Source organism: Pseudaminobacter soli (ex Li et al. 2025) (genome assembly GCF_029892515.1).
Taxonomy (GTDB): domain Bacteria; phylum Pseudomonadota; class Alphaproteobacteria; order Rhizobiales; family Rhizobiaceae; genus Pseudaminobacter; species Pseudaminobacter soli_A.
Map to the genome: position 1 here is coordinate 228,971 of NZ_JARXVF010000007.1, position 18,084 is coordinate 247,054.

The 18,084-nt window shown below is 63.6% G+C and carries 16 protein-coding genes and 1 tRNA gene; 4 read left to right on the top strand and 13 right to left on the bottom strand.

Going from position 1 to position 18,084, the window contains the following annotated elements:
• Positions 1-73: 73 nt before the first annotated feature.
• The 9 genes from M2281_RS24350 to obgE all read right to left on the bottom strand — a co-directional run bounded on the left by M2281_RS24350 (position 74) and on the right by obgE (position 9,595).
• Positions 74-1,402: a S41 family peptidase gene (locus M2281_RS24350; RefSeq protein ID WP_280823784.1), complete on the bottom strand. Its 1,329-nt coding sequence runs from the start codon at positions 1,400-1,402 to the stop codon at positions 74-76.
• A complete protein-coding gene (locus M2281_RS24355) occupies positions 1,392-2,762 on the bottom strand; it encodes a murein hydrolase activator EnvC family protein (protein ID WP_280823785.1) in 1,371 nt (456 codons plus the stop codon). The genes M2281_RS24350 and M2281_RS24355 overlap by 11 nt, the downstream gene beginning before the upstream one ends.
• A 132-nt stretch (positions 2,763-2,894) precedes the next feature.
• Positions 2,895-3,377 (bottom strand): 23S rRNA (pseudouridine(1915)-N(3))-methyltransferase RlmH, encoded by a 483-nt coding sequence (gene rlmH / locus M2281_RS24360; protein WP_280823786.1) that lies wholly within the window; start codon positions 3,375-3,377, stop codon positions 2,895-2,897.
• A gap of 27 nt (positions 3,378-3,404) precedes the next feature.
• On the bottom strand, positions 3,405-3,782 hold the full coding sequence (gene rsfS / locus M2281_RS24365) for a ribosome silencing factor (RefSeq protein ID WP_280823787.1): 378 nt from the start codon (positions 3,780-3,782) through the stop codon (positions 3,405-3,407).
• 245 nt (positions 3,783-4,027) lie between these two features.
• Positions 4,028-5,317, bottom strand: coding sequence for an MFS transporter (locus tag M2281_RS24370; RefSeq protein ID WP_280823788.1), 1,290 nt, complete (start codon positions 5,315-5,317; stop codon positions 4,028-4,030).
• Between the two features lie 103 nt (positions 5,318-5,420).
• Positions 5,421-6,011: a nicotinate-nucleotide adenylyltransferase gene (locus tag M2281_RS24375; protein ID WP_280823811.1), complete on the bottom strand. Its 591-nt coding sequence runs from the start codon at positions 6,009-6,011 to the stop codon at positions 5,421-5,423.
• A gap of 107 nt (positions 6,012-6,118) precedes the next feature.
• Positions 6,119-7,405 (bottom strand): glutamate-5-semialdehyde dehydrogenase, encoded by a 1,287-nt coding sequence (locus M2281_RS24380; RefSeq protein ID WP_280823789.1) that lies wholly within the window; start codon positions 7,403-7,405, stop codon positions 6,119-6,121.
• 3 nt (positions 7,406-7,408) lie between these two features.
• Positions 7,409-8,545 (bottom strand): glutamate 5-kinase, encoded by a 1,137-nt coding sequence (gene proB, locus M2281_RS24385; RefSeq protein WP_280823812.1) that lies wholly within the window; start codon positions 8,543-8,545, stop codon positions 7,409-7,411.
• Between the two features lie 15 nt (positions 8,546-8,560).
• On the bottom strand, positions 8,561-9,595 hold the full coding sequence (obgE, locus tag M2281_RS24390) for a GTPase ObgE (RefSeq protein WP_280823790.1): 1,035 nt from the start codon (positions 9,593-9,595) through the stop codon (positions 8,561-8,563).
• 115 nt (positions 9,596-9,710) lie between these two features.
• Between obgE and M2281_RS24395 the strand changes: the two genes are divergently transcribed.
• A complete protein-coding gene (locus M2281_RS24395; RefSeq protein ID WP_280823791.1) occupies positions 9,711-10,571 on the top strand; it encodes an endonuclease/exonuclease/phosphatase family protein in 861 nt (286 codons plus the stop codon).
• An 81-nt stretch (positions 10,572-10,652) separates the two neighbouring features.
• Here M2281_RS24395 and M2281_RS24400 read toward each other — a convergent pair whose 3' ends face one another.
• From M2281_RS24400 to rplU, 3 genes are all read right to left on the bottom strand, one after another.
• On the bottom strand, positions 10,653-11,243 hold the full coding sequence (locus tag M2281_RS24400; RefSeq protein WP_280823792.1) for a GNAT family N-acetyltransferase: 591 nt from the start codon (positions 11,241-11,243) through the stop codon (positions 10,653-10,655).
• A gap of 122 nt (positions 11,244-11,365) precedes the next feature.
• On the bottom strand, positions 11,366-11,635 hold the full coding sequence (gene rpmA, locus M2281_RS24405) for a 50S ribosomal protein L27 (protein ID WP_280823793.1): 270 nt from the start codon (positions 11,633-11,635) through the stop codon (positions 11,366-11,368).
• A 25-nt stretch (positions 11,636-11,660) separates the two neighbouring features.
• Entirely contained in the window at positions 11,661-12,077 is a 417-nt protein-coding gene (gene rplU / locus M2281_RS24410) for a 50S ribosomal protein L21 (RefSeq protein WP_280823794.1), read from the bottom strand.
• Between the two features lie 244 nt (positions 12,078-12,321).
• Here rplU and M2281_RS24415 point away from each other — a divergent pair.
• Positions 12,322-12,411 (top strand) — tRNA-Ser (locus M2281_RS24415).
• A gap of 129 nt (positions 12,412-12,540) precedes the next feature.
• Here M2281_RS24415 and M2281_RS24420 read toward each other — a convergent pair.
• Positions 12,541-13,314, bottom strand: a complete 774-nt coding sequence (locus M2281_RS24420; RefSeq protein WP_280823795.1) for a Crp/Fnr family transcriptional regulator — start codon at positions 13,312-13,314, stop codon at positions 12,541-12,543.
• 366 nt (positions 13,315-13,680) lie between these two features.
• Here M2281_RS24420 and M2281_RS24425 point away from each other — a divergent pair, with 366 nt between their 5' ends.
• The gene (locus tag M2281_RS24425) at positions 13,681-15,831 is read left to right on the top strand and encodes a putative bifunctional diguanylate cyclase/phosphodiesterase (RefSeq protein WP_280823796.1); all 2,151 of its coding nucleotides are present in this window, start codon (positions 13,681-13,683) and stop codon (positions 15,829-15,831) included.
• 184 nt (positions 15,832-16,015) lie between these two features.
• Positions 16,016-18,007, top strand: a complete 1,992-nt coding sequence (locus tag M2281_RS24430) for a methyl-accepting chemotaxis protein (RefSeq protein WP_280823797.1) — start codon at positions 16,016-16,018, stop codon at positions 18,005-18,007.
• Positions 18,008-18,084: the final 77 nt, after the last annotated feature.

An 18,084-nucleotide genomic window follows, 5' to 3' on the forward strand; every position in this document is an offset into this window, starting at 1 on the left:
TTTCCGCCGGAATCTTGTCCGGCGGAAGCCTAGGGTATTGCAGACAGCCCCCGCGCCTGCCTGCAATTAATCGTTACTGCTGGTTGAGCACGGCCTTTTCCGGGCTCGGCGGATAGGCCGGATCGGTCTTGACGCCGCGCATCAGGTCAAGCGCGTAGTTCAGCTGGATGTCATCCTTGGCCTCCGGCGGCACATAGGCCGACGAACCCGAGCCCTGATCGCTCTCTTCAACGCCCTTGATGTGGCCCTTGAGGTCGGATTCGCCACGCGTCACGTCGCGACCCTTCAGCTCGTCCGGCAGCGGCTGCTCGACCTTGACGTCGGGCGTGATGCCCTTGCCCTGGATCGACTTGCCCGACGGCGTGTAATAGAGCGCCGTCGTCAGCCGGAGCGCGCCGTTCTCGGCGAGCGGGATGATGGTCTGCACCGAGCCCTTGCCGAAGGACTGCGTACCGACAACGGTGGCGCGGTGGTGATCCTGCAGGGCACCGGCGACGATTTCCGACGCACTGGCCGAACCACCGTTGATAAGCACGATCAGCGGCTTGCCGCCGGTCATGTCGCCCGGACGGGCGTCAAAGCGGGTGATATCCTTCGGATCGCGGCCACGGGTCGAGACGATCTCGCCCTTGTCCAGGAAGGTGTCGGACACGCTGACCGCCTGGTCGAGCAGGCCGCCCGGGTTGAGGCGCAGGTCGAGGACATAGCCCTTGAGCTTGTCGTCCGGGATCTGCTTCTTGATCTGCTCGATCGCGTTCTGCAGGTCGTCGAAGGTCTTCTCGGTGAACGAGGTGATCTTGATGTAGCCGACATCGGTTTCGGCGCGGAACTTCACCGCCTTGACCTTGATGACGTCGCGCATGATGGTCAGCTCGATCGGCTTGTCCGCGCCCTGGCGCAGGATGGTCAGCTTGATCGGCGTGTTCACCAGGCCGCGCATTTTTTCGACGGCATCGTTCAGCGTCATGCCGCGTACCTCATCGCCGTCGATCTTGGAGATGAAGTCGCCGGCAAGCACGCCGGCCTTGGCGGCGGGCGTGTCGTCGATCGGGGTGATCACCTTGACCAGGTCGTTCTCCATGGTGACCTCGATGCCGAGGCCGCCGAATTCGCCCTTGGTCTGAACGCGCATGTCCTTGGCGGCTTCGGCGTTCATGTAGGAGGAATGCGGGTCAAGCGAGGTGAGCATGCCGTTGATGGCGTTCTCGACGAGAGCCTTTTCATCCGGCGGCGTCACATACTGGGCGCGTACGCGCTCGAAAATGTCGCCGAAGATCGCCAGCTGGCGATAGGTTTCGGAGCTCGCCGCATTCGCCGTCGAGCCGGGAACGCCATAGACCAGCGTCATGGCGGAGGCGCCCATGAGCGCACCGGCAAGCAGAAGCGACAACTTACGTACCATTTCCTGTCCTTCCAGAAAGACGCTCCGCCCACCACGGGGTCGGATCGACGGGTTTTCCATCCTTGCGGAACTCAATATAGAGTTCCGGACCAGTGTTTCCATTCGGAGCCGCAGAGGTGCTAGCCACCCTGGCTTCCCCCATCGCGCCGATCGGTTCGCCTGCAAGGACGGACTGACCCAGCGAGACGCTGATTCTGCTCATGCCCGCCAGAACGATATGATAACCGCCACCCGCGTTCAGGATCAAGAGTTGTCCATATGACCGAAAGGGCCCCGCATACAAGACACTGCCATCGGCCGGCGCGGTGACGATGGCGCCCGATTGTGTCGCAACCATGTCGCCGAGCATCACGCCGCTGTTATCGTCTTTGTCGCCGAACTGCCGCGTGATGCGCCCGGTGACCGGCAATGCGATCTGCCCGCGCAGCGCCGAGAAAGGCGCCGCCGCCGTCAGCCGGTTGGCCTCCGGCAACGCGGCAAGCTCGGCCGCGTTGGCCCGTTCCTCGGCGCGCCTAGCGGCTTCGTCCTCGCGGCGGCTTTGCTCGGCCTGCTTTTCGAGCTCGGCGATCAGATCCTTGAGACTGGTTGCGCGAGAGGCCAGATCCTCCGACCGCTTCCGTTCCTCGGAAAGCGCCGACTCGGTTTCCAACTGCAGCCGCTGCTTTTGTTCCTGAAGCAAAGTGAGACGCTTCTTCTCGGCGAGCTGCTCGCCGACTGAGGCCACCAGCTTCTGCCGTTCGGCCTCGATGGAGGCGGTGACGCGCGACATCTCCTTCATGTCGGCCACCAGGATATCGGTCTCGGCACGCAGTTCCGGCACCACCGCGCCGAGCAGGATGGCGCTGCGCACCGAGGACAGAGCGTCCTCCGGCTTCACCAGGATCGCCGGCGGCGGGTTGAGACCCATGCGCTGCAAGGCGCCCAGCACCTCGGCCAGCACGCCGCGACGCGCCAGAAGCGAGTTGTGAATGCCTTCCCTCTGCTCCTTCAGCCCTTCCAGGCGGCCGGTGATGTCTTCGATGTCCTGGCTGAGCTTCTTTTCCGTCATCGCCGACTGGATCAGCGCGGCGGTGATGCTCGCATAATCCTTCTTGACCTTGGCGACATCGGCCGCGAGCGAACTCATGCGCTCGCCCGAGATGCTGATCTCGTGTGTGACCTGCTCGTATTCGGCCTGGCGCTCGGCACGGCTGGTTGCGATCGCGGCAGTGGTGTCGCTGGCGGACGCAGTGGTGTCGGGGGCAGAGGCAGGGTCCACAGCCTGGTCTTCGGCCTGCGTGGTGGCGACCGAAAGGGCAAATGCGGTTGCGGCGATCATGCCGCGGCATGCCCACCTGAACCTTCCCTTGTTGACCGCCATCTTCGACTTCCGACGTGCTGCACGTTTCGGCCCGACCTTAGTGGCCGCTTCGTTAACGAACAATCAACCATGATGGGGCGAGCCGGCCGGCGGCCAAAAAAAATCGTCGGCAAACGAGACGCGAGCCGCGTCTCAGGCCCGGTGATAAGGGTGGCCGGAAAGAATGGTGGCGACGCGATAGAGCTGTTCGGCCAGCATGATGCGCACCAGCTGGTGCGGCCAGGTCAGCGCGCCGAAGGACAGCGTCAGCGCCGCGCTTTCGCGCAGGGACGCATCATGGCCGTCCGGCCCGCCTATGGCAATCACCAGGTGCTTCTGGCCGCCATCTCGCAGGCTGCCTATCTTGGCCGCCAGATCTTCGGAGGAGATGTTTTTGCCGCGCTCGTCAAGCAGGATCAGCGCCGCGCCCGGCGGCAGTTGCGCCTGCAGCTTCTGAGCTTCTTCGCGCTTGCGCTCGTTCACAGCCTGCGCGCGACTCTCCGGCGTCTCGACGACGCCGGTGAATTCAAGCCCAATTGCCGGACCACTCTTGGCGAAACGGTCGAAATAGCGCTCGGCCAATTCCTTGTCGGGGCCGGCCTTCATCCGGCCCACGGCATGTACGGCAATCTTCATCCTGTCCCGACCGGAGAAACGGAGCTGTTAATGGACCGTTTCTTCCTCGAGGTCCGGCGTCAACCACATCTTTTCAAGATTGTAGAAGTCGCGGACTTCGGGGCGGAAGACGTGGACGATGATGTCGCCCGAATCGATCAGGACCCAGTCGGCCGATTCCAGGCCCTCGACGCGCGCGGTGCCGAGGCCGGCATCCTTGAGCGCCTTGAGCAGGTGGTCGGCGACCGCCGCAACGTGACGATGCGAGCGGCCCGTGGCTACGACCATGTGGTCGGCCAGGCTCGACTTGCCATACAGATCGATGGGGACGATGTTTTCGGCCTTGGAGTCTTCCAGACTGGCAAGGACTGTTTCGAGGGCGCGGGACACGGCTTCAAGTCCGTTCATCCCTGCCGGCGAAGGCACGATGTTTGCCTTCTTCCTCAGTGCTGTTCTCAGTGTCTTTCCTTTCGAAACAAGAACAACCGAACATCCTGCATGTCGTGCAGAACAACCAATAAATAGGCAGAATCGCACGACACTTTCAAGACGCGGCCTCATTCGGGGCCTGAAGCGCTGAATGTGGTCGCTGTCCGGTCGGTTTCAACCCCTTCAAACGGAAATTGTCGGACGCTGCAAGCGGTAATAGCTTCCGCCGTCAGGCGAACCGGTCAACGGCTCGCGGGCTCGTCGCCATCGGGCGAAAAGGCGAGATCGACGGGCAACGGCGCCTGCGCCGTCATCGGCGCGAAACCGCTCATGTTTTCGGCCTCGACCGGCTGGCTTGCCAAGACGCGCCAGACGACGAACAGGCCGAAAACCACGGCGATGGCGATCGCCACATACATGAAGGACTGGGTGCCGTAGACCGCCGTCAGCACCGTGCCGATGCTAGGGATAATGAAGCCCGACACCGACCAGGCAAACAGCATGCTGCTCGACAGCGTCACCAGGTCGTCGCGGCCGGCGCGATCATTGGCATGCGCGCTGGAGATCGAATAGATGGATTCGCCTGCCCCGCTCCAGACCACATAGACGATGATGACCAGGGCGAGCGCCGAGCCGTCGACGGCATAGGCGGCAAGGCCAGCGAGCAGCACCAGAAACGAGGCCGCGATCAGCACATAGCGGCGGTCGGTGCGGTCGGAAATCCAGCCGAAGGGAATCTGGAACAGAAGCGTGCCGAGCGGCATGGCGAACATCAGCGTCGCCACCTCCTGCTGGCTGTAGCCCTTGGCCGTGGCGTGGATCGGCGCGAAACCGGAGATCATCATGGACAGGCCGCCGACCGCCAGCATTCCGGCGATGCCCACCGGCGAAATGCGCCAGGCGCGCAGGAACGCCACCGAAGCCGATTCTGGCGGAGGCGGCGGGCGCAGCCGCGTCATGCCCACGGGCAGGATCGACAGCGCGGTGAACACGATGCCGACCATCGGCGCCTGCGAGGTGCTGATGTCGACGAAGCTCAGCAGGTAGGAGCCGACACCGAGCCCCACCACATAGGCGACGTAGAACATCGCCATCACCCGGCCTCGAATATGGTTGCCGATGGCATCGTTGAGCCAGCTTTGCGAGACGATGAAGAGTGCGCAGATGGCAAAGCCATAGAGCGCACGCGCCCCGACCCAGACCAGCGGATAGGGCCCCGCCCCGACCGCGGCATTGGACAGCACGATCAGCGCCGACATCACCATGAAGGCGCGCGCATGGCCCACGCGCCGCACAATGCGGCCGGTGAGCAGGCAGCCGGCAATGCCGCCGGCCGAAAGGCTGGTCACGATAATCGCCGCCCAGGTCGGCGGCAGCCCGGCCACGCCGAGCCGCACCGGGATATAGGCGAACATCAGGCCGTTGCCGATGGCGATCAGCGCCATGGCGATCACGACGCTGGCAATGGCGATCGCCGGCGCGGCGCTTTCGCTCTCGAGTCTAGTCTCGACCATTTCGCCAGCCTGGTTCATGCCCGCAGACTGCCCGTCGCCTATGCCCGGCGACGCAGCAAAAGCGACATCTTCCGGCAAAGCGGCCCTGGACCGGCGTTTGCCCGCCGCTGGCGCAAAAGGGTTAGGTTTTCTTCGCCCCGTTGCGGATCTCGGTCGAGGACAACAGCGAGCGCCGGCCATGGATGAAAGTCCAGGCGGGCGCCTGCATCCGCGCCAGCCGCGGCGCAGCGGACTCGTCCACACGCGCGTAACCGAAGGATTTCGCCATCACGGACGACAGGAACGACAGCGTTGCGCCCGGTCGGTCGATGACGGCGATGGGAAAAGTCATGGCGATCTGGCGCCAGCGCTGCCAGCGGTGGAAATCGCGCAGATTGTCGGCCCCCATGATCCAGACGAAATCGACACCGGGGTTGCGTGCCTTGATCAGCGCTAGCGTGTCGGCGGTGTAGCGCACATGGTAGCTCGCCTCGAAGGCGGTCACCTTCATGCGCGGGTCGCGCGCGATAGCCTTGGAAAGGCGGATGCGTTCTGCGAGGGGAGCCAGTTCGCTCGTGCTCTTCAGCGGATTGCCGGGCGTGACCATCCACCAGAGCTGGTCGAGCCTCAGCCTGCGCATGGCGATTTCGGCAACCAGCGCATGGCCGGCATGCGGCGGATTGAACGAGCCGCCGAACAGGCCGACCTTCATGCCCTTTTCGGCATGCGGCATGCGCAGATATTTCTGGTCGACCCCCAAATGCACGATATCACGCCCCCTCTGGCGCGAGCCACGCGGAAGGTCGTCGGCTGATGATGCGCGCGCGCCTCACGCGAACGTCACGGGCGCACCTGCCCCGTTCCGCGCACGCGGTATTTGAAGGAGGTGAGTTGCTCGACGCCGACCGGCCCGCGCGCATGCATCTTGCCGGTGGCGATGCCGATCTCAGCGCCCATGCCGAACTCGCCGCCGTCGGCGAACTGGGTCGAGGCGTTGTGCAGCAGGATTGCCGAGTCGATCTCGTTGAAGAAGCGCTCCACGGCCGCCGCATCCTCGGCAACGATGGCCTCGGTGTGATGGGACGAATAGGTCTCGATGTGCTCGATCGCGCCGGCAACGCCGTCCACCAGCTTCACCGAGATGATGGCGTCCAGATATTCCGTCACCCAGTCGGCGTCGGTGGCCGGCCTGGCGTCGGCGAAGGCCCTCAGAACCTCTTCGTCCGCATGGATTTCGCAGCCCGCCTGGCGCAGCGCCTCCAGCACCGGCACCAGATGCGTGCCCGCAACCGCCCGGTCGACCAGCAGCGTCTCGGCAGCACCGCAGATGCCGGTCCGGCGCATCTTGGCGTTGACGGCGATCTTCACCGCCATGTCGGGGTCGGCCGACTTGTCGATATAGAGATGGCAGATGCCTTCGAGATGCGCGAATACCGGCACCCGCGCCTCGTTCTGCACGCGCTCCACGAGGCTGCGGCCGCCGCGCGGCACGATCACGTCGAGATTGCCCGACAGGCCCTTCAGCATTTCCCCTACTGCGGCGCGGTCGCTGGTCGGCACGAGCTGGATCGCATCTTCCGGCAGGCCGGCAGCCCGCAGGCCTTCGACCAGGCTGGCGTGGATGGCCGCCGAAGAATTGAGCGAATCCGAGCCGCCGCGCAGGATGACCGGATTGCCGGCCTTGAGGCACAGCGCGCCGGCATCCGCCGTCACATTGGGTCGGCTCTCATAGATAACGCCGATGACGCCGAGCGGTGTGCGCACGCGCTCGATGTGCAGGCCGTTGGGACGATCCCATTCGGCCGTCACCTCGCCCACCGGGTCCTTGAGTTCGGCGATGGCGCGAACGCCTTCGGCCATGTCGCGGATGCGCTTCGGGTCGAGCTTCAGGCGGTCCATGAAAGAGCCGCTCAGGCCCGACTGTTCGCCGTTCTTCACGTCGATGGCATTGGCCGCGAGAATCTTGTCTTCGTTGCGCAGGATGGCATCGGCCATGGCGAGCAGGGCCGCGTGCTTGCGATCGGAGCCAGCGGTAGCAAGTGGTCGGGCGGCGGCACGTGCCTTGCGGCCGAGCGCTGCCATCAGCGCGACCGTGTCCTGCCCGGATTTGTCACTTGCCATCAGCATGGCTCACCCTTCCGCCTGCGCCGTTTCAGTGTGGCTCACCACCAGGTCGTCACGATGGATCATAGCCGAGCGCGCTTCATAGCCAAGCACATCGGCGATCTCGTTGGTCTTCAACCCCGCGATCCTTACGGCATCCGCCGCGTCATAGGCAACAAGGCCACGCGCAATCTCGCGGCCTTCGGGGCTGATGATCGCCACCGTATCGCCGCGCGAAAAGTTGCCCTCGACCCGCTTCACGCCGGCCGGCAGCAGCGATTTGCCCGACAATAGCGCTTCGACCGCGCCCCCATCCACCATCATCCGGCCTGCCGGCTCGAGCTGGCCTGCAATCCAGGTCTTGTAGCCCTTCACCGGGTTTGCGCTCGGCTTGAAGAAGGTGGCGCGCTCGCCGCGATCGATGGCGCTGAGCGGGCTCAGCCGCGTGCCGGCAGTGATGATCATGGCCGTGCCGGCGGCCGTGGCGATCTTGCCGGCATCGAGTTTGGTCCGCATGCCGCCACGCGAAAGCTCTGACGCCGCCGCGCCCGCCATCGCCTCGATGTCGGGCGTGATGCGCTCGACCAGCGGGATGAATTTTGCCGAGGGGTCAAAAGCCGGCGGCGCTGTGTAGAGCCCGTCGATGTCGGAGAGCAGGACCAGCAGGTCCGCGCCCATCATGGTCGCCACGCGCGCGGCAAGGCGGTCATTGTCGCCATAGCGGATTTCGCTGGTGGCCACCGTGTCGTTCTCATTGATGACCGGCACCGCCTTCATCTTGAGCAGTGTCGAGATGGTCGCGCGCGCATTGAGATAGCGCCGGCGCTCCTCGGTGTCGCCGAGCGTCACCAGCACCTGGCCGGATTTCAAGCCGTTGCGGCCAAGCTCGTCCGACCACGCGCCGGCAAGCGCGATCTGTCCGACGGCCGCGGAGGCCTGGCTTTCCTCGAGCTTCAGCGCGCGTTTGCCGAGGCCCAGAATGGTGCGGCCAAGCGCGATTGCGCCCGAGGACACCACGAGCACCTCGCAACCCGCTTCGGTGAGCGCAGCGATGTCATCAGCGATCGAGGCCAGCCAGTCGCGCTTCAGCCCGGTCGAGCGATCGACCAGCAGAGCCGAGCCGATCTTGACGGTGATGCGCTTATATTTCTTCAGGGATTGCAGAGCCATGACGGTCTCTTACCTCTGCCACCGATCTTCGGGCTCGACAGGCTCTTCTTCCGTGCGGGCCGACTGCACTTCGGCCATCAGCGCGCGCAACACCGCCTCGACGCCTTCGCCGGTTACGGCGGAAATCATCATCGGCGTCGTGCCGGTCGCCCGTTTCAGCGAAGCGAGCTTCTTCTTGCGGCTGTCGGCATCAAGGGTGTCGATCTGGCTCAGCGCCACGATTTCCGGCTTCTCGGCAAGGCCGTTGCCATAGGCCTCCAGCTCGCCGCGCACGGTCTTGTAGGCCTTGCCGGGGCTTTCCTCCTGCGCCGAGACCAAGTGCAGCAGCACCCGGGTGCGCTCGACATGGCCGAGGAAGCGGTCGCCGATGCCCACGCCCTCATGCGCGCCCTCGATCAGGCCGGGAATGTCGGCGATGACGAATTCGCGCGCGTCGACGCGCGCAACGCCGAGACCCGGATGAAGCGTGGTGAATGGATAGTCGGCGATCTTCGGCTTGGCGGCCGTGACCGCCGCGAGGAAGGTCGACTTGCCGGCATTTGGCAACCCTACCAGCCCTGCATCCGCGATCAGCTTCAGCCTGAGCCAAACCCACATTTCCTCGCCGGGCAGGCCCGGATTGGCACGGCGCGGCGCCTGGTTGGTCGAGGTCTTGAAATGCTGGTTGCCGAAGCCGCCATTGCCACCGGCCGCCAGTCGGAAGCGTTGGCCGACCTGGGTCAAGTCGCAGATCAGCGTCTCGTTGTCTTCTTCATAGACCTGCGTTCCGACCGGCACCTTCAGCACGATGTCGGCGCCCTTGGCACCGGTCATGTTGCGGCCCATGCCGTGAATGCCGGTCTTGGCCTTGAAATGCTGCTGGTAGCGATAGTCGATCAGCGTGTTCAGCCCCTCGACGACTTCCAGCCAGACGTCGCCGCCGCGGCCGCCATCGCCGCCGTCCGGCCCGCCGAACTCGATGAATTTTTCACGGCGGAACGAGACGCTGCCAGCGCCTCCGTCGCCGGAGCGGATATAGACTTTTGCCTGGTCGAGGAATTTCATCGGAGCTGGCTTTTCGCTACTGTCGTTTTTGTTGGGACCTGCTCTAGCGCAAAGAATGCACGAGGGCGAGTGCGGGATTTACCGTTCCCATAGTCGGGAATGGCGAGGGACGGGCATGAAACTGGTCACTTACAACATCCAGTACGGCATCGGCCGCGACAAGAAATTCGATCTCGAGCGCATCGCGGCAAGCCTCGAAAGCGCCGACATCGTCGCGCTGCTGGAGGTCACGCGCAATTTCCCGCGCAATGGCGGCGCCGATCTCGTGGCCGGCCTTGCCGAACTCCTGCCCGACATGTTCCACGTCTACGGCCCGGCCATGGATGTCGATTTCGGCCTGCGCGACGGAAACGGTCGGCCGCTCAACAAGCGCCTGCAATTCGGCAATATGGTGCTGTCGCGCTGGCCCATCGCCGCCTCTCGCAACCTGCTTCTGCCACGCGCGCGCCGCTTCAACCGCGGCAATCTCCAGCGTTCGGCGCTGGAGGCGCTGGTCATGGCCCCGTCCGGCCCGCTGCGCGTCTATTCGGTTCATCTCGATCACATCAATCACGAGGAGCGTTCGGCCCAGATCCGACATCTAAAGGAACGCGTCCATGCCTATCCGATGGAGGGCGGCGCCATCACCGGCTCGGCAGAATATGGGTTTCCCGAGCTGCCTTGCCCGGAGGAATTCGTTCTGATGGGCGATTTCAACATGGTCCAGGGATCGCCCGAATACACCCTGATGGCCGGAGAGACCGACTATGCCGAAGGCCGCCAGATCGTTGCCCACCATCCCGTCGATGTCTTCTCGCTGACCGACGGCGCGCCGGACAGCGCCATAAGCTGGATCGACGACAACAAGCCCGGAGGCAACCGGCTGATCGATTTCGCCTTCGTCCACGCAAGCCTTGCGGCCCGCGTCAGGCGAAGCTGGATCGACGCATCCGCCGCCGGCTCGGACCACCTGCCCGTCTGGTTCGAACTGGAGTGAACGGCCGGCGGACCGGCCGCTCATTTTCTTTCATGCACATACCTGCCGTTCCCGGCATCGCGATTTGCAGTACGTCTTCCTTCAAAGGCGTGCCCAGGTCCTGAGGCTCACCCAGGTCTTGCGGTCGAGGCGGTAGCGCTCGACCGGCACCTTGCCGGCGACGAGCGAGTTCAGCATGCCCTGGCCGGCATACTGGAAGCCGCACTTGTGGATGACCCGCCGCGAGGCCGGATTGATGACCCGGCACGAGGCGTGCAGCACGTTGATGTTCGTCGCCCGGAAAGCGAGGTCGACCAGCGCGTGCGCGGCTTCCGTTGCGTAGCCGCGGCGCCAGTAGGGCTCGCCCATCCAGTAGCCAAGCTCCAGCCCGCGATCGGTGGCGTTGAGCCCCGCGCAGCCGACAAACGCGCCGGTTTCGGCCAGCGTCACCGCATAGACGCCACCTGCGTGGCGCGACAGCGTCGACCGGGTGAGGAAGGAACGGGCCTCCGCCTCCCCATATGGATGGGGCATGCGCGAAAGCATTTCAGCAATGCGTGGATTGTGGGCGAGCGTGACCAGCTCGGCAACGTCGTCTTCATGCGGCGGGCGCAGCACCAGGCGCTCAGAAACGAGCACCGGGCAATCTATGACCAGACTTTCGTCTTCGAAGTCCTCCGATTCGGCAACCATTTCTAGGTATCCTCCAGGCAATGAAAAAGGGGAGATGGCGACCCATCTCCCCTGATCCTTTTTCTGGATTCTACCAGACACCGGTCCCGAGATGGGGCGCCGGTGTTTTGGTGCGGAACCAGCTACTCCGCGGCTTCTGCAATCGGATTAACCGATACGTAGGTTCGGCCGTTGGCTTTCTTACGGAAAGCAACCGCACCGGCCTCGAGCGCAAAAAGGGTATGGTCAGTGCCCATGCCGACGTTCGTGCCGGGATGCCACTTGGTGCCGCGTTGGCGGATGATGATGTTGCCCGGAATGACTGCTTCGCCGCCGAACTTCTTCACGCCGAGGCGCTTGGATTCCGAATCGCGACCGTTGCGCGACGAACCGCCAGCTTTCTTATGTGCCATTGGATTACTCCTTCAGTCCTCGAACTTACTCGTTTTCCGCCGCGGCTGCAGCCTTTTTCGGCGCGGCCTTCTTGGCGGGCTTTTCGGCAGCTTCGGCCGCGACAGCAGCCTTCTTCGCCGGCTTGGCACCGCCCGTCAGGATTTCGGAAATCTTGATGACGGTTTCGTGCTGGCGATGGCCGCGCTTGCGGCGCGAGTTCTGGCGACGACGCTTCTTGAACGCGATGACGGTTGCGGCGCGGCCCTGCTCGACCACTTCCACCGCCACGGTGGCGCCTTCCACGAAGGGAGCGCCGATCGAAACGTCCGCACCGTTGCCCACGGCGAGAACTGCGGTGATTTCAATCACGTCGCCAGCATTGCCGTCGAGCTTGTCGACGGTGATGACGTCGTTGGCGGCAACGCGATACTGCTTGCCACCAGTCTTAATGACTGCGAACATTTTTTGCCTTTCGCTGTTCGGTCCGGCCTCTTTGAACGCGGGAGCGTTCGGGCCGTCTTTTTGTCAGTCTTGGGGTTCAAAACGAAACCGGCATAGGCAAGGACCCACGCCGGAACTGTGCGCGTGTAACCGAAGGGGCGCATCAAGTCAAGGCGCCCACAAATAAGTCACGAAGGGGCCTTGTGCATCCCCTCGCGACTCGTTATCTACAGCGCCGCGCCGGCAACGGCCCAACCACAGTTGCGGAGAAGTGGCAGAGTGGTTGAATGCACCGCACTCGAAATGCGGCATAGGTGCAAGCCTATCGGGGGTTCGAATCCCTCCTTCTCCGCCATCCCCCTTTCTTATCAGCTTTAGCTGCTCATCGACCCGACAGACGGCACACGCCCCGGCGCTTTCTTCCTGCGTGCAACAGGCGCGGCCCTGACAACGCTGTCAGGGAAAACCGCACCGTCGGCTTCTCTCAATACCCCCGGCGACGGACCGTTCCCCGAGAACGCCTCTCGGCGATCCGGGATCTCGCCGGCGTCAACCCATCGCCGCCCTGGTCGCCGAGCAGCGATGCATCGAGCACGCGCCAGTAGCATTCGCAGGTGCGCTCTTCCAACGCCGCGCGATCGCGGATGGTGATCGAGCCGCGATGATAGGTGATGATGCCGGCATCCTGCATCTCCGAGCAGATACCGCTGACCGTGGCTCGGCGCAGGCCAAGCACTTCCGACAGCGCTTCCTGCGTAAGAATGAATGTGTCGCCCGGTACGCGATCCAGGGTTTGCAGCAGCCAGCGTGTCACGCGCTGTTCGGCCGTGTGCAGGCTGTTGCACGCAACCGATTCCATCAGTTGGACGATAAGTGACTTGGAGTAGCGCAGCATGGCTTCGCGAACGCAGATGAAGCGCTCATGCGCGGCATTGAGATCGTCTATCGAGAGCCAGGACGCGCTGCCGGCCACCTGCACCAGGCTTCTGCCCACCGCATTACCGCCCCCCATCACCAGCGTGAAGCCGACAAATCCTTCCAGCCCGATCGATGTCTTTTCGACGCTTCGGCCATCCTCCATCTCGGCCATGAAGGAAATCACGCCCTCGTTCGGAAACACGGCGTGCGTAACGGGCTCGCCATGTTCGAATATCACGTCGCCGACCGAAATGGGCCGCGTGACCAGACGTTCCTGCAAGAAGATCTGGGCCTCCGGGCGCAGCGACAGAAGAACCTTGTTGCGAATTTCGTGCCGCAATTCTCCCGATTCATCTGCTTGGCGGGTGCTCTCAGTCGTAGAGGGAAAGGTTTTTTGCGTGCACACGGGCCCTTAAACTCCAGTTAACTTCTGGATGTGTACGGTATAGTTCATTCGCTACCGTACACATGAAGATGTCGCCGATCCGAATGGACAGGAATGCCGAACATAGCCGCGTTTCGCGTTATCCTGCCAGGTGATTTATGTTTCCCCAAGGGAAAGGTTCGGCGCATTGAACGGTGGTGACGGGGGAGGGTCGCACTAGGGGGAAACTGCGGCCGGGAGGGGGATAGCATGTCATTGGACCAGGAACCTGCGTCTTTAGAAGGCGGAGGAAGGGCGGGGCTGTGTTCCGCGACTGCCACAGTGAAGAGAGATTTTCACAGAGCCGGCAACAAGGTCAAGCAGATACAGGCGGAGTTCGGTGCCTATAAGACTGCTCTCGACCGGCATGCCATCGTGGCGATGACCGACCGGAGCGGAACCATCGTCTTTGTGAACGATCTGTTTTGCCGAATAAGCGGGTTTTCCCGCAGCGAACTGGTCGGGCAAAAGCACAGCATCGTCAATTCCGGCCTGCATCCGCGACAGTTCTTCGTCGACATGTGGCGCACGATCGCACAGGGCGGATTGTGGCACGGCGAGATCTGCAACCGATCCAAGGACGGCAGCCTGTACTGGGTCGACACCACCATAGTGCCGCTGCTGGACCCATCCGGAGCCGGGCGCGGTTATGTCTCCATCCGCTACGACATCACCCGACGCAAGGCCGCCGAAGCGGCGCTCAGCGCCGAAAATGAAAAGAGACGCGAAGCCGAGGCGCTGCTGCGCGACATTCTCGAGGCGATACCTGACGCGGTGGCCGCGTTCGACAGCAACGACCGCCTGGCTTTGTGCAACGACACCTTCAAGCGCTACTATAAAGACTCGGCGCCGGTGATGGAGCTCGGCGTATCCTTCGAGAGCATCCTCCGCTTCGGTGTGGAGCATGGTCAGTTCAATCTCGCCAAGAACACGCCCGACGGGCGCGAGGCCTGGATAGCCGCACGCATGCGCGAGCATCGCAATCCCGGCAAGAAGGTGCTGCAGCAGCTGAGCGACGGACGCTGGCTGCAGGTGCGCGAACGGCTTTCGCGCACCGGCTATGTGGTCGGGGTCCGCAGCGACATCACCGACCTGAAGCAGGCCGAACTCGTGATCAAACGCCAGGCCGAGCACGATCCGCTGACCGGCCTGTTCAATCGCTCCGTTTTGCTTGAACGCTTGGCGGACGCAGTTGCGGCAAGCGAACGCACCGGACGGCAGGGCGCCCTGATGTTGGTCGACCTGGACGACTTCAAGAGCGTCAACGACACGCTCGGGCATGATGCCGGCGACATGCTTCTGGTTACCGTCGCCCAGCGCATTGGCGGCTTACTTCGCAAGTCCGACACTGTTGCCAGGCTGGGTGGAGACGAGTTCGCCATCGTCATCTCCCACCTGTCAGGAGTTGATGACGCGATCAGGATTGCCGAGAAAATCCTGGCCTGCGTTCGCGAGCCCATCAACATCGAGCATCGCAGGGTCAATGCCAATTGCAGCGTCGGCGTCGCCATGTTTCCGGACGACGGCGGCTCGTCCAAGGAATTGCTCAAGCACGCCGACATTGCGCTTTATCACGCCAAGGGGCGCGGGCGCGGCATCTCATGCTTCTTTGATCCGACGCTCCGTGACAGCGTCGAGCGGCGTCAGGCCACCGGCGATGCCCTCAGGACGGCTCTGGCTGCCGATGAGATCGACATCGCCCTCCAGCCCCAGGTGAGCCTGGACCACCGAGGCCATGTCGGCTTCGAGGCTCTTGCTCGCTGGACCTTGAACGGTCGCCAGGTTCCACCCGGCGATTTCATTCCCGTGGCCGAGGACAGCGGTCTGATCGTGCCGCTCGGCTATCGCGTGCTCGAAAAATCAATGCAGGTGGCCCGCCTCCTGCGCAACCTTGGCTATGATCCCGGACCAATCGCGGTCAACGTCGCCGCAGCCCAACTCAAGCAGAGCGGCTTTGCCGAAAGCGTCCTGGCGCTACTGCGCAAATTAGACTTGAACGCTTCCGCGCTCGAGATCGAGCTGACCGAGAACGTACTGCTCGATCGCTCCAGCGACCGTATATCGGAGGCTTTGTGCGAGCTGAACGATGCCGGCGTGGCAATCACCCTCGATGATTTCGGTACCGGCTATGCATCGCTGTCGCATCTGAAACGCTATCCAGTTAGCCGACTCAAGATCGATCAGTCCTTCGTTCGGGAAATCCAGCCGGACATGTGCGACGCCGTGATTGCGCGCACCATCATCAGTCTTGCTCACAATCTGAAGATGACCGTTGTTGCCGAAGGAGTCGAAACCGAGCAGCAATTCAGGTTTCTCAAGGCGCATGGCTGCGACTACGCGCAGGGCTTCCTGATCAGCAGGCCAATAGAGCGTCTTCGCATCGAAGACTATTTCCGGCCGGAAGTGCGAATTGATGAAAATCTTACGAAATAAGTTACCTGATTGGATTCTAACCCCATGCCAAGTCGTAGGGATCATGGGCATCCCTGCCTACGATTGATGTGTGTTTGTTTGATTTAATGCCGATGACTCGCTGTCACCTTTTCCGATCCATGTCCCGTTGAGTGACCTCCGGGGCGATCCCAATTCTCTCATCCTGAAGCCGAGGAAACTACCGATGAGCTCAATCCCGTTCGACGCAGCAGCTCCTGCGCCCAAGGTTCGCGCCCCAAGGAAGATGTGGCGCTTCTCGCTCACCAGCTTCGGAATTACTCGGAAGCTGGCCCTGAGTTTCTCGGTAATCATGGTCGTCAGCATTGCGGTGGCGCTGCTCTTGATGCAGGCGCTGGCAACGGTCGAAACCGCGGGAAAGCACTTTGAGACGGCGAGCCGTCTGGTGACCGACATCGGCAAGGGCGAAGCCTACCATCTCGATCGGGTCAATCTGGCTCGGCTCTATTTGATCGCGCCGAAGAACGACGTCCTGGCGCGCTATCGCGTTTCCACGCAAATGTTCGAACAGCAGCTTACCAACGCCAAGGACGAGGCGCAGGGCAACGAAACCCTGCTGACGGCGATCGACAAGTTCCACACCGCGGCCCGGCAGTGGCGCCTCGATGTCGGCGACCCGATCGTCAAGCTGGCGGGCGATTCCTACATGCAGCAGCGGGCTCGCGACCTTGTGGTCTCCGACCACACGGCCGAGACTGAAGCGGCGATCCGCGTCGCCGTCACGAATGTGCAGAACGGAGTTTCCGTCTGGCTGAAGGAAGTAAGCCGGCAAAGAGATGAGGCTGTGCGCAATGCCAGGTATCTTCAGGCGGCCGGCGCCGGCCTGACGATTGTGCTTCTTATTGTGATTGGCTGGTGGCTGTCGTTGCAGATTGCGCGGCCGGTGAGCCGGATGACCGAGGCGATGCGCAAGCTGGCGGCGGGCGAGCACACGGTGGCGATTCCGGCGGTCGGCCGCCGCGACGAGGTCGGCCAGATGGCGACCGCGGTGCAGAGCTTCAAGGACGCGGCGATCGAGAAGCTGCGCCTCGAGGCGGAAGCCGAAGACAGCCGCCGCCGCGCCGAGGAAGAACGCGCCGCGCGTGCGGCCGAGAAGGCCGAAGAAGAACGCCAGGATCTGATCGCCATCACTGCCCTTGGCGAAGGCCTCGACCGGCTGTCGAGCGGCGACCTCACCTTCCGCATCGAGGTGCCGTTCCAACCCAAGGCGGCCAAGCTGCGCGAGGACTTCAACGCCGCGGCCGACAAGCTGCAGCAGACGCTGCTGGCGGTCATCGCCAGCGTCAACGCCATCCATGCCGGCAGCGGCGAGATCTCGTCGGCCGCCGACGATTTGTCGCGGCGCACCGAGCAGCAGGCGGCGAGCCTCGAGGAAACCGCCGCCGCACTCGACCAGATCACCGCGACGGTGAAGAAGACCGCCGAGGGCGCCAGCCATGCCCGCGAGGTGGTGTCGTCGGCCAAGGGCGACGCCGAGCACAGCGGCGTCGTGGTGCGCAAGGCGATCGACGCCATGGGCACGATCGAGAAGTCGTCCGATCAGATCGGCCGCATCATCGGCGTCATCGACGAGATCGCCTTCCAGACCAACCTTTTGGCGCTCAACGCCGGCGTCGAGGCGGCGCGCGCCGGCGACGCCGGGCGCGGCTTTGCCGTCGTCGCCTCCGAGGTCCGCGCCCTGGCGCAGCGTTCGGCCGAAGCGGCGCGCGAGATCAAGAACCTGATCTCGGCCTCGTCGACCCAGGTCGGCGAGGGCGTCAAGCTGGTCGGCGAGACCGGCAAGGCGCTGGAGCGCATCGTCGCCGAGGTCGCCGAGATCAACGCGGTGGTCACCAACATCGCGGCATCAGCGCAGGAGCAGTCGACCGGGCTCGACCAGGTCAACACGGCGGTCAACCAGATGGACCAGGTGACGCAGCAGAACGCGGCGATGGTCGAGGAATCGACCGCCGCCAGCCACTCGCTGGCGCAGGAGACCGAACAGCTGGCGCGCCAGCTCGGCAGCTTCCGCCTCGGCAAGCCGGCGGCGGTGGAAACGCTGCGCCCGGCGGCCAAGCCGGCCGCGCGCGCCAAGCCGGCGGCGCGCGTCGCCGGCGGCTACGGCGTGGCGACCGCCCGCGCCGCGGCGCCGATCGAAGATGGCTGGCAGGAGTTCTAAGCCAAGATGACGACGGTTTGTGACCCGACGCCGCAGATCTTCGAGCTGCCCGCGGTGCTTGATCTGAGGGCCGCGCC